19 protein-coding genes are annotated in these 19,448 nt (G+C 66.0%); 10 read left to right on the top strand and 9 right to left on the bottom strand.

Features of this window, described 5'->3' with window-relative positions:
- Positions 1–116: 116 nt before the first annotated feature.
- From recF to dnaA, 3 genes are all read right to left on the bottom strand, one after another.
- Positions 117–1,289 (bottom strand): DNA replication/repair protein RecF, encoded by a 1,173-nt coding sequence (recF, locus tag WAN02_RS34000; protein ID WP_422269743.1) that lies wholly within the window; start codon positions 1,287–1,289, stop codon positions 117–119.
- 7 nt (positions 1,290–1,296) lie between these two features.
- The gene (gene dnaN / locus WAN02_RS34005; protein ID WP_422269744.1) at positions 1,297–2,496 is read right to left on the bottom strand and encodes a DNA polymerase III subunit beta; all 1,200 of its coding nucleotides are present in this window, start codon (positions 2,494–2,496) and stop codon (positions 1,297–1,299) included.
- Between the two features lie 521 nt (positions 2,497–3,017).
- Entirely contained in the window at positions 3,018–4,520 is a 1,503-nt protein-coding gene (gene dnaA / locus WAN02_RS34010) for a chromosomal replication initiator protein DnaA (RefSeq protein WP_422269745.1), read from the bottom strand.
- Positions 4,521–5,082: 562 nt separating this feature from the next.
- Here dnaA and rpmH point away from each other — a divergent pair.
- From rpmH to WAN02_RS34055, 9 genes are all read left to right on the top strand, one after another.
- Positions 5,083–5,226 carry a 50S ribosomal protein L34 gene (gene rpmH, locus WAN02_RS34015; RefSeq protein WP_293001408.1) on the top strand — a complete coding sequence of 48 codons (144 nt, stop codon included), beginning with the start codon at positions 5,083–5,085 and terminating at the stop codon, positions 5,224–5,226.
- A gap of 22 nt (positions 5,227–5,248) precedes the next feature.
- Positions 5,249–5,593 carry a ribonuclease P protein component gene (gene rnpA / locus WAN02_RS34020; RefSeq protein WP_422269746.1) on the top strand — a complete coding sequence of 115 codons (345 nt, stop codon included), beginning with the start codon at positions 5,249–5,251 and terminating at the stop codon, positions 5,591–5,593.
- Entirely contained in the window at positions 5,590–5,925 is a 336-nt protein-coding gene (gene yidD / locus WAN02_RS34025; protein WP_422269747.1) for a membrane protein insertion efficiency factor YidD, read from the top strand. The genes rnpA and yidD overlap by 4 nt, the downstream gene beginning before the upstream one ends.
- A 43-nt stretch (positions 5,926–5,968) precedes the next feature.
- Positions 5,969–6,982 (top strand): membrane protein insertase YidC, encoded by a 1,014-nt coding sequence (yidC, locus tag WAN02_RS34030; protein WP_422269760.1) that lies wholly within the window; start codon positions 5,969–5,971, stop codon positions 6,980–6,982.
- Positions 6,983–7,080: 98 nt separating this feature from the next.
- Positions 7,081–7,656: a protein jag gene (locus tag WAN02_RS34035; RefSeq protein WP_422269748.1), complete on the top strand. Its 576-nt coding sequence runs from the start codon at positions 7,081–7,083 to the stop codon at positions 7,654–7,656.
- A 62-nt stretch (positions 7,657–7,718) separates the two neighbouring features.
- A complete protein-coding gene (rsmG, locus tag WAN02_RS34040; RefSeq protein WP_422269749.1) occupies positions 7,719–8,447 on the top strand; it encodes a 16S rRNA (guanine(527)-N(7))-methyltransferase RsmG in 729 nt (242 codons plus the stop codon).
- Entirely contained in the window at positions 8,444–9,391 is a 948-nt protein-coding gene (locus WAN02_RS34045; protein ID WP_422269750.1) for a ParA family protein, read from the top strand. Before rsmG ends, WAN02_RS34045 begins: the two co-directional genes overlap by 4 nt.
- Positions 9,388–10,374 carry a ParB/RepB/Spo0J family partition protein gene (locus tag WAN02_RS34050; RefSeq protein ID WP_422269751.1) on the top strand — a complete coding sequence of 329 codons (987 nt, stop codon included), beginning with the start codon at positions 9,388–9,390 and terminating at the stop codon, positions 10,372–10,374. The genes WAN02_RS34045 and WAN02_RS34050 overlap by 4 nt, the downstream gene beginning before the upstream one ends.
- Positions 10,375–10,739: 365 nt before the next feature.
- Positions 10,740–11,480, top strand: a complete 741-nt coding sequence (locus tag WAN02_RS34055) for an acetyltransferase (RefSeq protein WP_422269752.1) — start codon at positions 10,740–10,742, stop codon at positions 11,478–11,480.
- Here the strand turns inward: WAN02_RS34055 and WAN02_RS34060 are convergent.
- The 4 genes from WAN02_RS34060 to WAN02_RS34075 all read right to left on the bottom strand — a co-directional run bounded on the left by WAN02_RS34060 (position 11,467) and on the right by WAN02_RS34075 (position 14,967).
- Entirely contained in the window at positions 11,467–12,687 is a 1,221-nt protein-coding gene (locus tag WAN02_RS34060; RefSeq protein WP_422269753.1) for an N-acetylmuramoyl-L-alanine amidase, read from the bottom strand. The two genes, WAN02_RS34055 and WAN02_RS34060, sit on opposite strands and share 14 nt — an antisense overlap.
- A 125-nt stretch (positions 12,688–12,812) precedes the next feature.
- On the bottom strand, positions 12,813–13,166 hold the full coding sequence (trxA, locus tag WAN02_RS34065) for a thioredoxin (RefSeq protein WP_422269754.1): 354 nt from the start codon (positions 13,164–13,166) through the stop codon (positions 12,813–12,815).
- A gap of 14 nt (positions 13,167–13,180) precedes the next feature.
- Positions 13,181–14,179: a thioredoxin-disulfide reductase gene (trxB, locus tag WAN02_RS34070; RefSeq protein ID WP_422269755.1), complete on the bottom strand. Its 999-nt coding sequence runs from the start codon at positions 14,177–14,179 to the stop codon at positions 13,181–13,183.
- A gap of 74 nt (positions 14,180–14,253) precedes the next feature.
- Positions 14,254–14,967, bottom strand: a complete 714-nt coding sequence (locus WAN02_RS34075; protein ID WP_422269756.1) for a hypothetical protein — start codon at positions 14,965–14,967, stop codon at positions 14,254–14,256.
- Positions 14,968–15,165: 198 nt separating this feature from the next.
- Here WAN02_RS34075 and WAN02_RS34080 point away from each other — a divergent pair, with 198 nt between their 5' ends.
- Positions 15,166–16,884: a diguanylate cyclase gene (locus WAN02_RS34080; protein ID WP_422269757.1), complete on the top strand. Its 1,719-nt coding sequence runs from the start codon at positions 15,166–15,168 to the stop codon at positions 16,882–16,884.
- A gap of 7 nt (positions 16,885–16,891) precedes the next feature.
- On the opposite strand, the gene sigM is transcribed toward WAN02_RS34080, so the two are convergent.
- Both sigM and WAN02_RS34090 read right to left on the bottom strand, forming a co-directional pair.
- A complete protein-coding gene (gene sigM, locus WAN02_RS34085) occupies positions 16,892–17,470 on the bottom strand; it encodes an RNA polymerase sigma factor SigM (protein WP_422269758.1) in 579 nt (192 codons plus the stop codon).
- 66 nt (positions 17,471–17,536) lie between these two features.
- Positions 17,537–19,448, bottom strand: a 1,912-nt coding sequence (locus WAN02_RS34090; RefSeq protein WP_422269759.1) for a protein kinase family protein, incomplete at its 5' end; no start/stop codon positions are given.

The raw sequence follows: 19,448 nt of genomic DNA on the forward strand, positions 1-19,448 counted from the left end.
TTGCGTGCGGGCGACGCCGCGGGCCTCTTCGAGAACTCGCCGGACCAGATCCATGCCGCCCATCCCACTCAAGTGCTCAGGTGGTGCGGCGCCGTCCGGGGTGTCATCGTCGGGACTCAACTGTCGACCTCCTCATCGTGCACGTCACCGACCACCGCCGACGCCAGCCCGCTGTCACCGTCGGTGAGGGTGATGTCCACCCGGTCGGCCAGCCAGTCCCGGGGGATGTCATCGACAACGGCCGCGGTGACCAGCACCTGCTCGGCGGAGGCGGCCGCTGTGGCCAGTGCTTCGCGGCGCGCGGTGTCGAGTTCGGCGAACACGTCGTCGAGTAACAGCACCGGATCGCTTCCTTCGGCGCGCAACAATTCGTAGGCGGCCAATCGCAGCGCCAACGCCATCGACCACGATTCCCCATGGCTGGCAAAGCCTTTCGCAGGTTGCTCGCCCAGCCGCAACTCCAGATCGTCGCGATGCGGTCCCACCAGGCACACGCCGCGTTCGAGCTCGGCGTCGCGGCGCGCGGCCATTTTCTCCAGCAGGGCGGTCCGCAGTAGTTCCACGTCCGGGCGGTCCGGCTCGATATCCACGCTGGCGTGGTAGCTGATCGACGCCGGCCGCGATGCCGGCGCCAACAGCTGATAACTCTTCTGTAGCTCCGGCGCCAGCTCATTCACCAAGGTCATCCGGGCCGCCATCAACTCAGCACCGTGGGTGGCCAGGTGACCGTCCCACACGTCAAGGGTGTCCAAGGCACCGCGGTCGCCGCGGAATCGCGCGCCCGATGCTGACTTCAGCAGAGCCGTGCGCTGGCGCAGGACTTTCTCGTAGTCCGCCCGAATCGCGGCTACCCGCGGTCGGCGGACCGCGGCCAGATCGTCGAGATAGCGGCGTCGGTCGCCTGGGTCTCCCCGCACCAGCGCCAGATCCTCCGGTGCGAACAACACCGCGCGCAGCACCCCGATCACCTCGCGGGGGCTGCGCACCGGCGAGCGGTTCAATCGCGCTTTGTTGGCCCGCCCGGCCGCGATCTCCAGGTCCACCGCACATTCGCGGCCTTCGTTGACCACGATCGTCGACACCACCGCCCGCTGCGCACCGAGGCGCACCAGAGGCGCGTCGGTCGCGACGCGATGCGACCCCAAAGTCGACGAATACCACAGGGCCTCAACAAGATTGGTCTTGCCGTAGCCGTTCGAACCGACGAACACCGTCCGCCCCGGCGTCAGTTCAAGCTCTACATTCGCCCAGGACCGGAAGTCCCGCAAGCCCAGATGACGGACGTACACCTAATCGCTAACCGGGCAGACGAACCGGCATGAGCAGGTACACGTACTCGGTCTGAGCTGCGGGGAACGGCCCGCTGCCGCTGGGTTGCGCGTCGTCGTCGCCGGCCGGACGCAGCACCGCCGGGCGGCTTGGTGTGGTGAACCCGAACGACACCCGCTCGGAATGCAGCGAGCCCAACCCGTCGGTGAGATACGTCGGGTTGAATGCGATGGTCAGGGGTTCACCGGCGAATTCCACCGGTACGTCCTCTTCGGCGCGACCCACGTCGTCGGCGCCCGCGGACAGCCGCAACACGTCGTCGGAGAATTCCATCCGAACCTGCGCGCCGCGATCGGCCACCAGGGCAACACGCTTGATCGCCTCACTCAATTCGGCCACGCCGACCGTGGCGACCGCGGTGTGCTCGGTCGGCAGCAGTTGCCGGAACTTTGGGAACTCCGCGTCCAGCAGTCGGGTGGTGCTGCGTTTGCCGTTTCCGCTGATGCCCAGCAATCCGTCCTTGCCGACCGCCGATCCAGCCCCCAACGACAAGTGCACCTCGGCACCGTCGGCACCGCTCTTGGCCGCCTCGGACAACGTCTTCGCCGGCACCAACACCGCGGCTTCGACATCGGGCGCAGCCGCCGACCACGTCAGCTCACGAACGGCGAGCCGGAACCGATCGGTGGCAGCCAAAACCACCGACTGGCCGGAGATTTCAACGCGAATCCCGGTCAGCATCGGCAACGTGTCATCACGGCCGGCCGCGACCGCGACCTGACCGATCGCCTCGGCGAACACGTCAGACGGCAGGGCGCCAGTCTCCTCGGGCAGTGCCGGCAGCGTCGGGTAGTCCTCGACCGCCATCGTCGGCAACGAGAATTTCGCACTTCCGCAGGCCAACGAAACTCTGGTGCCCTCGACCTGTACGTCGACAGGCTTGTTCGGCAGTGCTTTGGTGATGTCGGACAACAGCCGTCCTGACACCAAAGCTGTTCCCGGAGAGGCAATTTCAGCGGCCAACCGAACTTCGGCGGAGACCTCGTAATCAAATCCGGAGACTGTCAGGCCGTCATCCGAGCCGGTCAACAGCACGCCGGCCAGCACCGGCACGGTGGGCCTGGTCGGCAGGGTCCGCGCAACCCACGCCACCGCGTCAGCGAAGTCGTCCCGCACCAGGCGGAACTTCAAGTCGGTCAGGCCGACTGTGGTCGTCGCCACGTCCATTGCGTCCCTTCATCACCCCGAACAGCAAGGCCAACGTCAGCGGATCCACCCCACGTGAGGCGCGGTATTCCCCGCCGACGGACGCCCGTGCCGGTAATCCGTTCCGACGACCGAAACGGCAGTCGAACCACAACCGTAGAGCGTCGGAGGCCAACTTGAAAGCTAATCGGAAGCAGCGACACTCAGCGCTTTCACGCGTGAAGACCGGGGTGTGGAACGGCTTGTCCCCAGCGCCGTTTTCTAAAGAACAAACTAGTAGATATTTCAATAACAGTATTAAGGCCTGTGCAAGCTGGGGACAGCATGACGTCTGTGCTGCTGGGGGAGCAGACCGGGTTGTGCATGACACGGGGCCGGGTTGTGTGGTTCGTGTGCAGCGGTTGGGGACCGGTCGGGGCTGTGCATGAAGACAGTGGTTGGCGCGAGAGGGCGAGCAGTGTTGCGCACAGCGGCATCCACAGCCGATCGTGTGACAGGTGTTGTGGCCGAGGTAGAAGTTTTTTGGAATCCTGCCGGAAATATCAGCGCTTGGAGCGCTGGCGAATCCGCGTCGTGAGCTCTTTGACGTGATCGAAGATCTCGCGTCGCTCGGCCATCTCCGACAGGATTTTCTTCTGCGCGTACATCACCGTGGTGTGGTCGCGGCCGAAGGCCTGGCCGATCTTGGGCAGCGACAGGTCTGTCAGTTCGCGACATAAATACATGGCGATCTGCCGCGACTGGGCCAGGGCCCTGGTCTTGCCGGGGCCACGTAGTTCCTCGACCGTGGTGTCGAAGTACTCCGCGGTGGCCGCCATGATCGTCGCCGCGCTGATCTGCATGGTGCTGGCATCGGCGATCAGGTCGCGCAACACGATCTCGGCCAGAGCTTTGTCGATCGGCGCCTTGTTCAGCGAGGCGAACGCGGTGACACGGATCAGTGCGCCTTCCAGCTCGCGGATGTTGCGTTCGATGCTGCTGGCGATCAGCTCGAGCACGTCGTCGGGAACGTTAAGGCGCTCCATCTGTGCTTTCTTGCGCAAGATGGCGATGCGGGTTTCCAGCTCCGGCGGCTGAACGTCGGTGATCAGCCCCCACTCGAACCGGGTTCTCAGCCGATCTTCAAGTGTTGCAAGCTGTTTGGGTGGCCGGTCGGAAGAGATGACAATCTGCTTGTTGGCGTTGTGCAGCGTATTGAAGGTGTGGAAGAACTCTTCCTGGATACCTTCTTTGCCTTCGATGAACTGGATGTCGTCAACGAGCAGCACGTCGACATCGCGGTAGCTGCGTTTGAACGCCACCTTGCGGTCGTCGCGCAGGGAGTTGATGAAGTCGTTGGTGAATTCTTCGGTCGAGACGTACTTGACCCGCATGCCGGGGAACAGCCGCTGGGCGTAGTTGCCGGCGGCGTGCAGCAGGTGGGTCTTACCGAGTCCGGACTCGCCCCAGATGAAGAGGGGGTTGTAGGCCCGGGCCGGCGCCTCCGCGATCGCCAGCGCCGCAGCGTGGGCGAACCGGTTCGAGGCGCCGATGACGAATGTGTCGAAGGTGTAGCGGCGGTTCAAGCTGAGGCCGGCGGCCGCGTCGGCCGCGGTGTTGTGCGGACGCTCGGAGAAGTACGACGGCCAGTTTTGGTGAGCACTGGCCAGGGCCTCGCCGTCTTCATCGATCTCGTCGAGGTCGGAGATCGGCTCGTCGACTCCGGCGCCGATGGCGTCCTCGGACTCGTCGCCGGCCAGCGGGGAGATCCGTACGCCGAGCTCGATCTGTTGTCCGAGCCGACGGCTGAGCGCCTCGGTGATCTGGGTGCGGAGGTGACGTTCGATCTCGTTCTGTACGAAACTGCTCGGGACGGCGAGAAGGGCAAATCCTTCGACAATCGTGAGCGGCTGTACGAGGTTCAGCCACGCGCGCTGCTGCGGTGTGAGCGGTGGAACATACGGCTCACCGTTGAGTGCGGTGCTGTCGGTGGCGAGTTCGCCGTTGAGTTCGGAGACGACCGCGCTCCAGACCGTGGCGAAGCTTGATCCGGGGTCCTCGGTCAACGACGGGTCCCCCTGATTTGACGTCGAAGTACAACCGTTACCTGCGACAACGAACTGTCCACATGGTTATCCACAAGTGTGGACAGGACAGCCATTGCCATGCCGCAACCTTTGCGGGATCGGCGCTCGATACAACCAACAGAAGTCAGCTGGCTAGCAGGCCGATCTGCCACCCTCGCTTCGTTGTCTAGCGCCGTTTCGGTATGAAACAGCACCGCCCGAAGCTAACAGTTTTCGTCGCTCACGGCCAACCGTTCTGCAACATTCGGAAGGGTTTGACGAACATTGCTAGGCAGACCGGTGGCGGGTGTGACGTCAGTGAAGGATCAGCGTCCAGAGCACCGGTCATTCTGGCCAGGTTTGACCGGGCGAACGCCGGTCAGTACCCTCATACAGTCGCCCGAAAGTCGGCGATACGGCTGCGATCCGAGCATCAAGCGCGGAGGCTGCGCCGGGTACCAAGCTAGACACAAAGCCTATCGAGGCGTCGTGTGGGCAAGCATGACCCACCGGCCCGGGGAACCGGGTCGAACACGATGCCAGATGCAGCAAGGAGAGAGTCGTGGCAAAGGGCAAGCGGACCTTCCAGCCGAATAACCGGCGCCGTGCCCGCGTGCACGGCTTCCGTCTGCGGATGCGGACCAGGGCCGGCCGCGCCATCGTGTCGAATCGGCGTGGCAAAGGCCGCCGCTCACTAACTGCTTGATATCCAACCCGGTGGGACAGCGGTGCTTTCCGCGCGGAACCGCATGACGCGGTCGACCGATTTCGACGCCACGGTCAAGCACGGGAAGCGAGCTGTGCAGCCGGATCTGGTGATTTATATGCGGCGCGCGACAGGTGATCCGAAGCTTGGACTGATCGTTTCGCGATCGGTCGGATCCGCCGTGCAACGCCATCGACTGTCTCGGCGGCTCCGCCATGTGGGGCGTGACGTGCTGGACGGATGCAACCGGTCGGAGCACATCGTGATCCGTGCGCTGCCCAGCAGTCGGGATGTTGTCTCCGCCAGATTGGGCGAGGAGCTGCGGGCCGGCTTGCGGCGTATCGAGATGGCGGGGCCGAAACGGTGAATGACATAACGTCACGGTGCGCTCGATCCGTACGACGCGCCGAGTCGGCGGTCATCCGGGGGTTGATTTTCGTTATCCAGCTTTACCGCCACATGGTGTCGCCGTTGCGATTGCCGACATGCCGCTTCACCCCGACCTGTAGTCAGTACGCGGTCGACGCGCTGGCGCAGTTCGGGTTGGTCCGGGGGAGCTGGCTGGCCGCGGTCCGGTTGGCGAAGTGTGGTCCGTGGCATCGGGGAGGGTGGGATCCGGTACCGGAGCGCCGGGGAGCCGGCGTCCAAGACTGGGTCACCCCAGCACCGCTAGGGGAGAGTGATTCTGTTGTCCTTTGATCCGTTCAGCCTTGACTATTTCTATTACCCCGTCTCGGCGATCATGTGGCTTTGGTACAAGGCCTTTTCGGCGGTACCGGGCCTGGGTCCGACGAGCTTCTTCACCTGGACGCTGTCGGTGATGTTCCTCGTCTTCACCCTGCGCGCGATCTTGTACAACCCGTTCGTCCGCCAGATCCGCACCACCCGCCAGATGCAGGAGCTGCAACCACAGATCAAGGCGCTGCAGAAGAAGTACGGCAAGGACCGCCAGCGGATGGCGCTGGAGATGCAGAAGCTGCAGAAGGAACACGGGTTCAATCCCATCCTGGGCTGCCTGCCCATGCTGGTGCAGATCCCGGTCTTCCTCGGCCTGTATCACGTGCTTCGGTGCTTCAACCGGACCTCGACCGGCATCGGACAGCTGGGTCTGTCGCCCGAGCGCAACCGCCAGTTGGGCAACTATGTTTTCAGCGTCGCGGACGTGAATCACTTCCTCAACGCCAACCTGTTCGGCGCACCGATCGGCGCCAGCATGACGCAACGCGGAGCCAGCCTTGAGGCGTTCAGTGAGTTCAGCCGGCCGGCCGTCGCGGCCGTCGGCGTGCCGGTGATGATCCTGGCCGGCATCGCGACCTACTTCAACAGCCGCGCGTCGGTGGCCCGGCAGAGCGTGGAGGCCGCGGCCAACCCGCAGACCGCGATGATGAACAAGTTGGCGCTGTACGTGTTCCCGCTCGGCGTCGTGGTCGGCGGGCCGTTCCTGCCACTGGCGATCATCTTCTACTGGTTCGCCAACAACATCTGGACGTTCGGGCAGCAGCACTACGTGTTCCGGATGATCGAGCGCGAGGACGAGGAAAAGAAGCGCGAGGCGATCGAGCGGCGGTCTGCGAACGCGCCCGCGCCCGGTGCCAAACCGAAGCGGTCGACGCGGAATCCGTCGCCCGGCGGTAACGGTGCGTCGGCCAGCGACAGTGCTGAGGGGAACGGTGCGGCCGCGGATTCGCCGGAGGCCGGCGAGCCAGTCAGCCGTGCGCCGCGGCCGGGAGCCAAGCCGAAGAAGCGCAGACGCTAACCTACGGGCCCGCCGAATCGACACGAGGTGCTGCGGTGCGATCGGACGACAGACTTAACCGGGCGAGGTCCCGGGTACGGGAAGGGAAGGAAGCAGATATGACCGATGTCGAAACCAACGGACCTGATACGCACGAGGCCGCGAACCCCGAGGATCTGGAGGAGGCCGTCAACGGCGCGGCTCCGGTCGAGGGCGACGGTGAGGGCGATCTGGAAGAGCGCTTGGTGGCCGAGGGAGAAATCGCCGGCGACTACTTGGAGGAGCTGCTCGATCTACTGGACTTCGATGGCGACATAGACCTGGACGTGGAGGGTAGCCGCGCGATCGTCAGCATCGACGGCAGCGACGACCTGTCCAAGTTGGTGGGCCGTAAGGGAGAGGTGCTCGATGCGCTGCAGGAGCTGACCCGGCTCGCGGTGCACCAGAAGACCGGTGTGCGCAGCCGGCTGATGCTCGACATCGCCAGCTGGCGCCGCGGCCGCCGCGAGGAGTTGGCGGCGCTGGGCGACAAGGTTGCCAAGCGGGTGCTGGAAAGCGGCGAACGCGAGGAACTCGCACCGATGACGCCGTTTGAGCGCAAGATCGTTCATGACGCCGTCGCAGCGATCAGCGGGGTTCACAGCGAGAGCGAAGGCGTCGAGCCAGGGCGCCGAGTCGTCGTCTTGGTCGACTGAGCGAGCACCGAGTTACATCTATGTAGTTCGCGCGCGCCAACAGCGGGCACGGAACGGGAGGGATGTTTCACGTGAAACATGTCGACTCCCGTGACCGTGCTGTAGCCCAAGTACCACCACCGCCGGATTCCGCGGCCAAGATCTTCGGTGAGCGGATTGGCGCGGCCGAGCGCTACGCAGAGCTGTTGGCCGACATGGGAGTCGAGTGGGGACTCATCGGACCCCGTGAAGTCGAGCGGTTGTGGGACCGCCATCTCCTGAACTGCGCCGCGGTTGCCGAGCTCTTGGAGCCAGGGGAGCGGGTGGCGGACATCGGTAGCGGCGCCGGTCTTCCGGGGCTGCCGGTCGCGATCGCGAAGCCTGGAGTCCGGGTGGTGCTGGTGGAATCGCTGTCACGCCGAGCCGAGTTTCTACGCATGGCCGTCGCCGATCTCGGGCTCGATGTCGAGGTGATACGCGGACGCGCCGAGGACGCAGCGGTCCGGCACGCCGCCGGCGGATGCGATGCAGTGGTATCGCGGGCCGTGGCATCGCTAGACAAGCTGACCCGCTGGAGCCTGCCGCTGCTCCGACCGGGCGGCCGCATGGTGGCGATCAAAGGCGAACGTGCCCCCGACGAACTCCTCGAGCATCGGCGCGTGATGACCAAGTTGGGCGCGATGGATGCCAGGGTGGTGCAATGTGGCGTGAGCTGTTTATCCCCACCGACGACGGTGGTGGTTGCGTGGCGAGGGAAGCCGGAATCGGCCCGGCAGCCGTCGCGCCGACGGTCGAAGAGAGAGAGCCTATGAATGCCCCACATGACCCGTTCGGCCCGGGCGGAGTCGTGGATGTTTCACGTGAAACATCGGAGTCGGACACTCCAATCGGAGCGGCCGCCGAGCGCGCGATGCAGGTGCTCTCGAAGTCTTACGAGCCGCTGAGCCGACCCAGCCATCGCCGCCTGTTCACGATCGCCAACCAGAAGGGCGGCGTCGGTAAGACCACGACCGCGGTCAACCTGGCGGCGGCGCTGGCCGTCCAGGGGCTCCGGACGCTCGTCATCGATCTCGACCCGCAGGGCAACGCCAGCACCGCGCTGGGCATCACCGACCGGCACTCGGGGACCCCGTCGTCGTATGAGGTACTTCTCGGCGAGATCAATCTGAAGGAGGCGATGCGCCAGAGTCCGCACAGCGCCCAACTTTTCTGCGTGCCGTCGACTATCGACCTGGCCGGCGCCGAGATCGAATTGGTGAGCATGGTCGCCCGGGAAAACCGGTTGAAGACCGCGCTGGCCGAGCTCGACACCGTCGACTTCGACTACGTCTTCATCGACTGCCCACCCTCGCTGGGACTGCTGACGATCAACGCATTGGTCGCGGCACCCGAGGTGCTGATCCCCATCCAGTGCGAGTACTACGCGCTGGAAGGAGTGTCGCAGCTGATGAGCAACATCGAGATGGTGAAGGCCCACCTGAATCCGAGGCTGGACGTCAGCACCGTGATCCTCACGATGTACGACGGACGGACCAAGCTGGCCGACCAGGTAGCCGACGAAGTCCGTCGCTACTTTGGAACCAAAGTGTTACGCACCGTGATCCCGCGCAGCGTGAAAGTCTCCGAAGCGCCGGGCTACAGCATGACCATCATCGATTACGATCCCGGGTCCCGCGGTGCGATGAGTTACCTCGACGCCAGCCGCGAACTCGCCGAGCGCGGTCGACCAGCAGCCGATGAAGGGGACCGTCGATGAGTCAACCGTCGCGTAGAAAAGGCGGCCTCGGACGAGGCCTGGCTTCGCTGATTCCCACCGGGCCGGCCGAGAGCGGCGAGGACCCAACGCCGCACGGGCCGCGACTCGGCGCCGCGGCCGCCGACGTGATGTTCGGCGGACCCATACCCGCCGGCGCCCCGACCGACATCGGTGCGGTGTACCGGGAAATTGATCCGGCTCTGATCGAGCCGAACCCGCGTCAGCCGCGGCAGGTGTTCGACGACGAAGCGCTCTCGGAACTCGTGCACTCGATCCGCGAGTTCGGCCTCATGCAGCCGATCGTGGTCCGCGCTCTCAACGCGCCTAGTGGAGCGCGCTACCAACTCGTCATGGGGGAGCGGCGCTGGCGCGCGGCCCAGACGGCAGGCCTGACCGCCATCCCCGCGATTGTGCGGGAAACGGCCGACGACAATCTGCTGCGCGACGCCCTCCTGGAAAACATCCACCGAGCGCAGTTGAACCCGTTGGAAGAGGCCGCGGCCTACCAGCAACTGCTCGACGAGTTCGATGTCACCCACGAAGAACTCGCCGCCCGGATCGGTCGGTCGCGCCCGCTGATCACAAACATGATCCGGTTGCTGCGCCTGCCGATCGCGGTCCAGCGCCGGGTCGCGGCCGGGGTGCTGTCAGCCGGGCACGCCCGGGCGCTGCTGTCGCTGGAGGCTGGAGCGGAAGCGCAGGAGGCGCTTGCCGCGCGGATCGTCGCCGAGGGATTGTCGGTGCGGGCCACCGAGGAGGCGGTCACACTCGCCAATCGGAGCGAGCCGAGTCAACCGGCGCCGCCGCGACGCAAGCCGATCCACATGCCCGGCCTCCAGGATGTGGCCGAACAGCTCTCCAGTGCGTTCGACACCCGCGTCACGGTGAGCCTGGGTAAGCGCAAAGGCAAGATCGTGGTCGAGTTCGGCTCGGTCGACGATTTGCAACGCATTGTCGAATTGATGAACGCGCCAAAGGGCTGAACGTACTACACCGACTCGTTACGTCACTGTGACAATCAGCCAGATCAGGCCCGCTCTGAGATGCCACAATTTTCCGAATCCGGCTGTGCACCAGACTGTTTCGATGCTGGTACGCGGTCGGGCATGCTGCGGGCGGTTGGTGGGCCCGACGCCGCCCCTCGGACGGCGCAGCGGGGCCCGAAAGCGGCCCCGCTCGGGTATCGCGGCCGCCCCCATCCTGGGGGTACGCTCGGCTGCGGGGTGGGGGCACTACCCGCTCGCGGGGAAACCGGGCCATCAGCGACCGCGCCGCGACGACGAGGCCCGGGTTGGCCCGAGGAGGAGCAGCGCACAATGGCACCGCCCCACAGAGGCCCAGGAGTCTAGTGTCTGCCCGAATCACACCGCTGCGACTCGAAGCCTTCGACCAGCTTCCGAAACACGCCCGCCGCTGCGTCTTCTGGGAAGTCGACCCCGCGACCCTCGGCCAACAAGATCAGCTCGCAGATCCGGAATTCGAGAAGGAAGCGTGGCTGTCGATGGTCATGCTGGAGTGGGGATCGTGTGGCCAAGTGGCCATGGCCGCGCCGGCGGACGACGGTCCAGGCGAGTCGGTTTGCCTGGGCTACGCCTTCTACGCCCCGCCCCGCACAGTGCCACGGGCACACCGGTTTCCCACCGCGCCGGTCTCCGCCGACGCGGTGCTGTTGACGTCGATGCGGGTGGAACCCGGGCCGGCGGCCGACGAACTTCCGCACAGTCTCGTCGCGCGGGTAGTCGACGAATTGGTTCGCCGCGGTGTGCGGGCGCTGGAGGCATTCGGCCGCACCGAGCTCGTCGCGGAGTTGGCCAACCTGCCCAGCACCGACCCCGAGCTACAGCCAGTGCTCGAGGTGTTGGGTGACTGCTCGGCCGAGCACTGCGTGATCGACGCCGACTTCCTGCGCGACGTGGGATTCGTTGTGGTGGCACCGCATCCATACTTCCCGCGGCTGCGGCTCGAGCTGGAGGAGGGTCTGGGGTGGAAGGCCGAAGTCGAGGCGGCCCTGGACCGGCTGCTGGAGAGCGCGGCGTTGCAACTGCCGGTCGCGGCGGGCTCGCCGGCGCCGTCGGCTAGGTGCCGGTGACCCGACCGGCCTGCTCCACGGCCAACTCGTGAGCAAGCAATTCGGCGAAGGTGAATGTGCCGGTGGGGCGATCGTTCTTGCCGAGCAGGTAGAGCCGCTTGACCGCCGCCAGGATGCCCTCGGCAATCGCATCGCGGGTCTGCGTGGTGACCAGCAGCTCGCGGTCGTGTGGGTTGGTGATGTAGCCGATGTCGACCTGGACGGTGGGCATCCGAGTCAGCCGGAGCAGATCCCAGGTTCGGCCATGGGTGCGGCAATCCCGTAAACCGGTGCGCGCCACTACTTCTCGCTGAATGAAGTCGGCGAGATTGCGGCCGATGGTGGACACCGAACCATGCGAGTTCCCGAAGTGGAACGATGCGACGCCGCTGGCCGACGGGCTGGCCTGGGTCTCGCAGCGCAGGCTGATCATCAGGTCGGCGCCGACGGCGTTGGCGGTGGCCGCGCGCTCGTGGTCGGACGGGCTGCGGTTGGTCGGCCGGGACAGGAACGTCTCCATGCCGATCGCGGTCATCCGGCCTTCGAGGCGACTTGCCAAGTCCCACAAGATGTCTGACTCGCTGATCGGTCCTGCGGAGCCGTGTGCGATCAGACCGTGGTCGTTGCCGCCGCGACCCGGATCGATGATGATCCGCTTGCCCGACAACTTCGGGCCTGATCTCCGCACCTGCTCCTCTTCACGAATGGCGTGCAGCGAGCCGCCGGTCACCCTTGAGGAGAGAAAGTACAAGGAGCGCAACGTTTCCGGGCCACAGATGCCGTCGGCGTAGAGGCCGGACTCGCGTTGGTAGGACATCAACCCGTTGTGGGTCTGCAAGCCGAAGTATCCGTCGACCAAGCCGGTGTAGAAACCGAGATCCTGCAGCCTGGCCTGCAGTGTAGCGACGTCGTCGCCGTACATCGGCGCACCGAACTGATGATGCAGCGTGCGCGCACCCAACCGATAGGACGCTTCCCGCAACGCCCGGTTGGTGGCTTCGCCGACGATGCCGTCGACGAGCAACCCGCGGTGCTGCTGAAACGCCCGTACCGCGTGGTCGAGCTCGTCGTCGAATACGTCGACCGCGAGGTGCCTTCCGGTGTTCAGATCCGCATCCGCGCCATCCAGATGGCCCAATGCGGCCAGCGACGCCCGGATGTCGGTGACCGCGGCGTTACGGTCACCACGGCGCAACGCTTCGCCGGCGCCGCGATGCGGTCTCGACATTCCAAGGGCCTCCGGTGAGCCGGTGCTAGAAGCCCTGCCGATTGTTTGACAGGCTTGGCGGTATTGTCTCAGATCCTTAAGGTTTTCGGAAAAACGCCAGGCAAAGCGCGTCGATCTCTCACCGGCTACCCGACGTTGGGAACCGCGTCAGAAAGCTCGCGCAGCAACGCCGCTTTACCCTTGGCGCCGACGATCCGCTTGACCGGTTCGCCGTCCTTGAACAAGATCAGCGTCGGGATCGACACCACGTCAAAGTTGCGCGCGGTCTCGGGGTTTGCGTCGACATCGAGTTTGGCGATGGTCAACTGTCCCGCGGTCTCGGCGGCGATTTCGGCCAGCACCGGCGCGACCATCTTGCACGGTCCACACCACGCTGCCCAAAAGTCAACCAGCACAGGCGTATTGCTCGCCAACACGTCGGTTTGGAACGACGCGTCGGAAACATCTACAGGCGTGCCGGTGGATTCAGTGTGCGTCATCGTGCGTTCTCCAATCAGAGGGAAGCCGTCGCCGGTGTTCCGGCGGATTTGGTCTGGGTGCGCTCGCCCGGCTCGGCCTGCTCGGCCAGCCAGCGCTCGGCATCGATGGCCGCGGAACAACCGGTGCCCGCGGCGGTGATCGCCTGCCGGTAGGTGTGATCGACCAAGTCGCCCGCGGCAAACACGCCGTCGACCGAGGTGTAGGTCGAGTTGCCCTTCACCAGCACATAGCCGTCCGGGTCGAGGTCGATCGCACCGCTCACCAGCGCGGAGCGCGGGTCGTGACCGATCGCGACGAACACCCCGGTCACCGGCAGGGTGGACTCCTTGCCGGTCACGGTGTCGCGCAGCCGCAAGCCGGTCACGGTGGACTCGCCTTCGACGGAGACCACGGCGCTGTTGGTGACGAACTTGATCTTGTCGTTGGCGCGGGCCCGGTCGAGCATGATCTTGGAGGCGCGGAACTCGTCGCGGCGGTGCACCAGGGTGACGCTGCGGGCGAACTTCGTCAGGAAGGTGGCCTCCTCCATCGCGGAGTCGCCGCCGCCGATCACCGCGATGTCCTGGTCGCGGAAGAAGAAGCCATCGCAGGTGGCACACGAGCTCACGCCGCGGCCGAGCAACTCCTGCTCACCGGGCACGTGCAGGTAGCGTGCCGCGGCGCCCATCGCCAAGATGACGGCGCGGGCGCGCAGGGTCTCGCCTTCGGAGGTGGTGACGGATTTGACCGGGCCGTCGAGCGACACCGATTCGACGTCCTCCATGCGCAGATCGGCACCGAATCGCAGTGCCTGCTCGCGCATCTGGTCCATCAGCTCGGGGCCTTGGATGCCCTCGCGGAAGCCGGGATAGTTCTCGACTTCGGTCGTGGTCATCAGGGCTCCACCGAACGAGACTCCTTCGAAGACCACCGGTGCCAGTTGCGCGCGCGCCGCATAGAGCGCCGCGGTGTAGCCGGCGGGTCCGGAGCCGATGACGATCACGTCGTGAACGGTGCTGGTTGAGGAACTCATACCAACCTTTCGAGTACTTGGAACCGCTTCAAAGCACTGGAACGCCAGGGTATGCGGTGCTGTTCCCGCGAACACTACGGCCGGGTGACCATCCTGTCAGCCGACAGGCCGGTGTTGGCTGCACTGCAGGTCGGCGCCACGGCGAGCGCTTTGACGCCACCGGGCGCGTCGCCCGGCAACACCAGAAGAACAGCCGGATGTCCGGCGATCTCGATTGGCCGGGCGCCCAGCACCCGGGCGTTGGCCGGATAGCCCAAACCGGACAGGCATGACGCGCGGCGGCGCGGATCGGTCAGCGGGCCGAAATCCGGCTCACGGTCGACCACGGCGAGGATCTGCTGATCGGACAACGGAATGGTCAGCGGCGGACGCGAGACGGTGATGTGTTCGATGGTGGTCGGCCTGCTCGTCGTCGCCGCGGGCGCCGTGATCAGCGCCCGGGTCCCCAGCCAGGCGGCGACGGCGATCGCGGTCAACCCGCTCAGAGCGACCACGAGCCGCGCCGAGCGGGGGAGACCGCCCCGTCGGACGCCGTGCTGAGCGCGCAGCGCGGTCCTGGTCCGGTTGACGACCGCCGGGTCGACCTCGGGTGCCGACGACCCGGCGCTGCTCAGCGCGGCGACGTCACCGCGGACCCGGTCCAGCGCGTCCATGGTCTGCCGGGCGTCCGGATCGGTGCGGACCTTCCTGCGCAGCCGAGCGGCAGTCTTGTCGTCGTGCAGCCCGGCCTGTAGGGAGGCGAGGGAATCGACGTTCAGCGGCGGATCGTCGCGCTCGTCGTCAGCCATCCCCGCCAGTCTCCGGCATCGTTTACTTGAATGCCATAAGGGATTCGTCCAGTGGGGTGACGTAAACCGCCACATGAGTCTAAACTCAGAAAAAGCTGAGGAATATTCAGTTTTTAGGGGCGAACTGAGCGGCGTGGACACCCGGGCCTGCCGTGCCGACGCTGGAAAAATGCTGGTCAACCACGTCGGGAGAACGCGGTGGCAGGAATCGCCCTGAAAAGCAGCGAGTGTGTACAGCCGCTCGCTCTTGTCGAGAAGTCTCAGGAAATCGAGGCCGATCAGCAATACCGCTGGCTACTCGATCACAGCCCGGTCGCCATGTGTGTTCATGCCGACGGCCGCTACGTCTACGTCAACCAGACGTTGGTGCGCAAGATGGGTGCGCAGTCGGCCGGACAGCTGCTCGGTCGAAAGGTCACCGATTTCATCCACCCGGATTCGCGCGGCGCGGTGCGCGCTCAGATCGCCGCGCGGCAGCATGATGGGGATGCGAGCCCGCCGCTGGAAATGGCGATCGTGACCCTTGACGGTGTCACGCGTGAGGTAGAAGCGCTCGCCATCCGGACGCAGTGGGCGGGCAGGCCCGCCCACAAGGTGGTGTTCCGCGACGTCAGCGAGCAAAAGGCCACCGAAGCGCGGCTGCGCTTGCAGGCGGCGCTGGTCGCGCACGTCAGCGACGCGTTCATCTCCACAACCACGTCGGGATGTGTCACCAGCTGGAATCCGGCGGCCGAGGCGATCTATCGCCGGTCAGCGGTGGACGCGTTGGGCCTACCGATCGGCGGGGTGGTCGGCGCCGATCTCGATCTGGCCGGCATCGTCGCCGGCGGGGGCGTCGTGCACACCACCCACCGGGCCGCCGACGGCTCGGAGCTGGCGGTGCGCATGTCGGTGTCCCGGATGGACGACGGGTATGTCGTCTTGTGCGCAAACCACACGGCCTTGCGGCGAATCGAGCAGACCTGCCAGACCGTGGTCGCTTCTCTGCAAGAGGGGGTCGTCGTCATCGGCGCAGACGGCACGGTGGAATCGGCCAACCCCGCGACATTACGTATATTCGGCGGCGTCGGTGCCGTCGAGTTCGCGAAAGTGACCGAGGTGCCGGTGTACGACGCAAGCGGCCGGCTGCTCACCTGGGACCAGCGCCCGGTTATGGAGACCCTCAAGCGCAGCCCGCGCCGAGGCCGCATCTACGGTCTCGACCGGTTGAGTGATGGCGAGCGGATATGGGTATCGATCAACTGGTCGCTGCTGGATCCTAACGATCCGGACCGGTCCTCGGTGTTGATGTCGATCGTGGACATCACCGACCAGCACAATGCCCACCGGCAGCTCGCTTACCAAGCCACCCACGATGTCTTGACCGGGCTACCTAACCGGGCCCACCTGGTGGCATTGATCAACGACGCGATCGGATCCGCCAAATATCGTTGGGGCACTGTACTTTTCATAGATCTTGACAAGTTCAAAGTCATCAACGACGAGTTGGGTCATCATGCGGGCGACACGGTCCTCGAAGTCGCCTCGCAGCGGCTCCGGGCGGCTCTGGGCCCCGATGATGTCGTCGGGCGAGTCGGCGGCGACGAGTTCGTGGCGCTGCTGGCGGCACCGATCCAGCGCGTCAAAGTCAACGCTCTCGTCAGGCGGCTGCATACGGCGCTGCGCAAGCCGATCCGCATCCCCGCCGTAGGTGATTGCACAGTGACGACTCGCGTCAACATCGGTGCCAGCATCGGCGTCGTCGCCGTGCACTCCGACGAGCAGCGCTGCGCCGCGGAAATCCTGCACGCCGCCGACGCCGCGATGTATCAGGCCAAGACGATCGGTGGGACGACATGCCACTACAGCGAAACCGCATCTGCGCCAGCGCGTCGCAGGCAGCCCTCCCGGCGTGCCGTTGAGTCGGTTCGGACCTGAATGGGGGTTAGCCGGCCGGTCGGTGGGTGTCGCTGTGCAGGTATCCGAGGATCGCGGCCAACCGGGCCCGGGCCCGCGCGCAACGACTCTTGACGGTGCCTTCGGCGACCCCGAGCAGCCGGGCGGTGTCGGCGACCGAATAACCGTGCATATCAACGGCAACCACCGCGGCGCGCTGCTCGACGGGCAGGCGCATCAGTGCCCGCTGCACCGCGATCGCGGTGTCGACCTGCGCGGTCCGATCCGGCACCGGATGCCGGTCGTCGAGGACAGTAGTCGGGTGGGTCCTGTTGCGCCGCAACCGATCCAGGCAAGCATTGACGACGATGCGGTGCAGCCAACTGCTGACGGCGGCGTGGTGCCGAAACGATGCGGCGCCCCGGTGCGCCGACACCATCGCCTCCTGCAGCGCGTCCTCGGCGTCCTCGGCGCTGCGGCTGGTCAGCCGGGCGACCCGGTGCAGTTGCCGGTGATGGCGAAGGAACAGCTCCTCGAAGGCATAGCGATCGCCCGCGACGTGAGCGGCCAACAGTTCGGCGTCGCTACGTCGCCCGGGACGTTCCTGCCGAACCTGCGTGGAGCCCACGGCCGGACAGTAACCAATGACCCGGTGCCCGGCACTTCACTCGATGATGGCGCTGTCAGTCCGCTATCAGGACTTCGCCTGAACCGTGACCTCGGAGAGTCCGGTACGGCTGGCGCCGTTCGTGGTGCCCATCGTCGGAATCCACACCAGGACATACGATGTGGGCGACGACGCGTTGACCGGAATACTGTTGTGGCCTGGGTGCACCGAGACCGGTTGCGTCAGCGCGGTAGTGTCCTCGAGCCTGCTGGGTGTCGCCGTCGCCGACGAGCGGATCTGGATCTTCGTCCCGGTGCTGGGGACGTCGACGTTGACCGTGCCCACCACGGTGGCTTGGGGTAGCTGCAGCAGCAGGCCGATACCGCTCTTGAAACCAGGGAACGGGACTGCGTCGTGGTAGGTGTCGGTGTCCCACGACGTGGCCGGGTTGCCGTCGATCGCCTGCCCGGCTTGCCCGGGGTTGTCGGGCTCGCCACCGGGGGAGAACACGGTCGCCTTCACCGGCTTGACGATGCTGCCCGCCGCCGCGCCGGCGCTGGAGCTGGTCGACGGCCCGTTGAGGCCGAGCTGATCTTTGTCGAGACCAGTGACGTCCCCGAACATCCGGGTGATGACCGAGGCCAAGATCAGCAGCGCGACCAGCAGCACCGCCGCGCCGGCGCTAACCCAGATCGTGATGGCGCGGCGCCGGCGCGCGCGCGTGTGCGCCTCGTCGATGTCGGGTGTGCGGGCCCGGCTCGGACGCGGGGGGGCCGGCGTAGGATCGGCGTCGCTGATGGGGGCGAGCAGCTCGGTACGGTCGGCCACCACGGTCGCCTGCTGGAGCAGATTCAAAAGCGTTGCCGCACTGCGTATCCCACCATCACCCTGCAGCGAGTGGGCGGCCGCCGCGGAAATCTGGAACGGGATGTCGCCGTCGATGGCGCTGGGCTCGAGTGGCTGGCCGGCGGAATCTCGCGGCGCCTGCGCCATCCCGCTGGGTGATCCGGATTCGGGCAGCGGCCACCGGTTGACCAGCAACGCGTACAGCGCGGCGCCGATGCCGCGGATGTCGTCGTCGGGACTGATGTCCGGCATCGTCGCCGGAAACGCCAGCACGACATCGCCTTCGATGCTGACCCGGACCCGGCTGGGATGGTCGATCGACAGCGCGACGCCGGCGTGGTGAGCGGCCTCGGCCGCGGCGGCCAGAGTCTGCATCGCGCGCGAAGCGCCCGCGGCCGACGGCGAGGTGTCGGCCACCTCCTGCAGCGAACCGCCCCGCACCCATTCGGTGACCACCAGGCCGCCGCTGCCGGTGTGAACGACGTCGAGGATTCGGGCGATGCCGATTTTGTCGATGCGGCTCAGCCGCATGGTGCGGGCCAGGATCTCGCGGAGATGCTCGTCGGGAAGCGTTGCGTCCGGATCGACGAAAGTCAGTGCGACCTGCCGATTCAGCGCGGTGTCCAGTGCTTGCCAGAACTGGGTGTGCGGCGCCCCGCCATGAAAGACCAGCAGCCGGTAGCGACCGCGAGCGATGCTGGCACCGGGGACCAGCAGCTGTTCGTCTGCGGTCGCAGCCGAGTCGGAGCCAGGCGAGCTCGGCACATCGAACTCGATCGGGTCATTGGTGCCGAACGCGGTGGTCTCGAGGTCGCGGTCGGACGATTCGCCGTTGGACGGCGTCGAGGCTTCCGGCGCCGCGACGGTGCCCACATGGAGATCGGTGGGGACGTCAGGCTGGAACTCGTCGGCCGCGGATGACGATGCGGAGCCCGTGACAGCTTTGCCTGAGGCGCTGTCCGATGGTCCGTCAATCATCTCCGGTCCTCTCTCCGTCCCCTCCCCGGTCGGTCGCTCCGGATGCCCGCGCTGGATGGGTTCCCCTCCCGGATATCCCGCCCGCGCTGACGAATTCCTGTGCTCAGGGTACGTGACGATGCCGGAGCGCAACAGTTGATCGCCGCCTTCGGATCGGGCGGCAACGACGTGGGCT

The sequence above is a fragment of the Mycobacterium sp. genome, assembly GCF_049281135.1.
Lineage (GTDB): Bacteria > Actinomycetota > Actinomycetes > Mycobacteriales > Mycobacteriaceae > Mycobacterium.

Excerpts from the sequence above, each read along its gene's own strand:
- dnaN (WP_422269744.1), bottom strand. The coding sequence starts at position 2,496 with ATGGACGTGGCGACGACCACAGTCGGCCTGACCGACTTGAAGTTCCGC.
- yidC (WP_422269760.1), top strand. The coding sequence starts at position 5,969 with ATGTGGCTTTGGTACAAGGCCTTTTCGGCGGTACCGGGCCTGGGTCCG.
- WAN02_RS34035 (WP_422269748.1), top strand. The coding sequence starts at position 7,081 with ATGACCGATGTCGAAACCAACGGACCTGATACGCACGAGGCCGCGAAC.
- rsmG (WP_422269749.1), top strand. The coding sequence starts at position 7,719 with ATGTTTCACGTGAAACATGTCGACTCCCGTGACCGTGCTGTAGCCCAA.
- WAN02_RS34045 (WP_422269750.1), top strand. The coding sequence starts at position 8,444 with ATGAATGCCCCACATGACCCGTTCGGCCCGGGCGGAGTCGTGGATGTT.
- WAN02_RS34050 (WP_422269751.1), top strand. The coding sequence starts at position 9,388 with ATGAGTCAACCGTCGCGTAGAAAAGGCGGCCTCGGACGAGGCCTGGCT.
- WAN02_RS34060 (WP_422269753.1), bottom strand. The coding sequence starts at position 12,687 with ATGTCGAGACCGCATCGCGGCGCCGGCGAAGCGTTGCGCCGTGGTGAC.
- trxA (WP_422269754.1), bottom strand. The coding sequence starts at position 13,166 with ATGACGCACACTGAATCCACCGGCACGCCTGTAGATGTTTCCGACGCG.
- trxB (WP_422269755.1), bottom strand. The coding sequence starts at position 14,179 with ATGAGTTCCTCAACCAGCACCGTTCACGACGTGATCGTCATCGGCTCC.
- WAN02_RS34075 (WP_422269756.1), bottom strand. The coding sequence starts at position 14,967 with ATGGCTGACGACGAGCGCGACGATCCGCCGCTGAACGTCGATTCCCTC.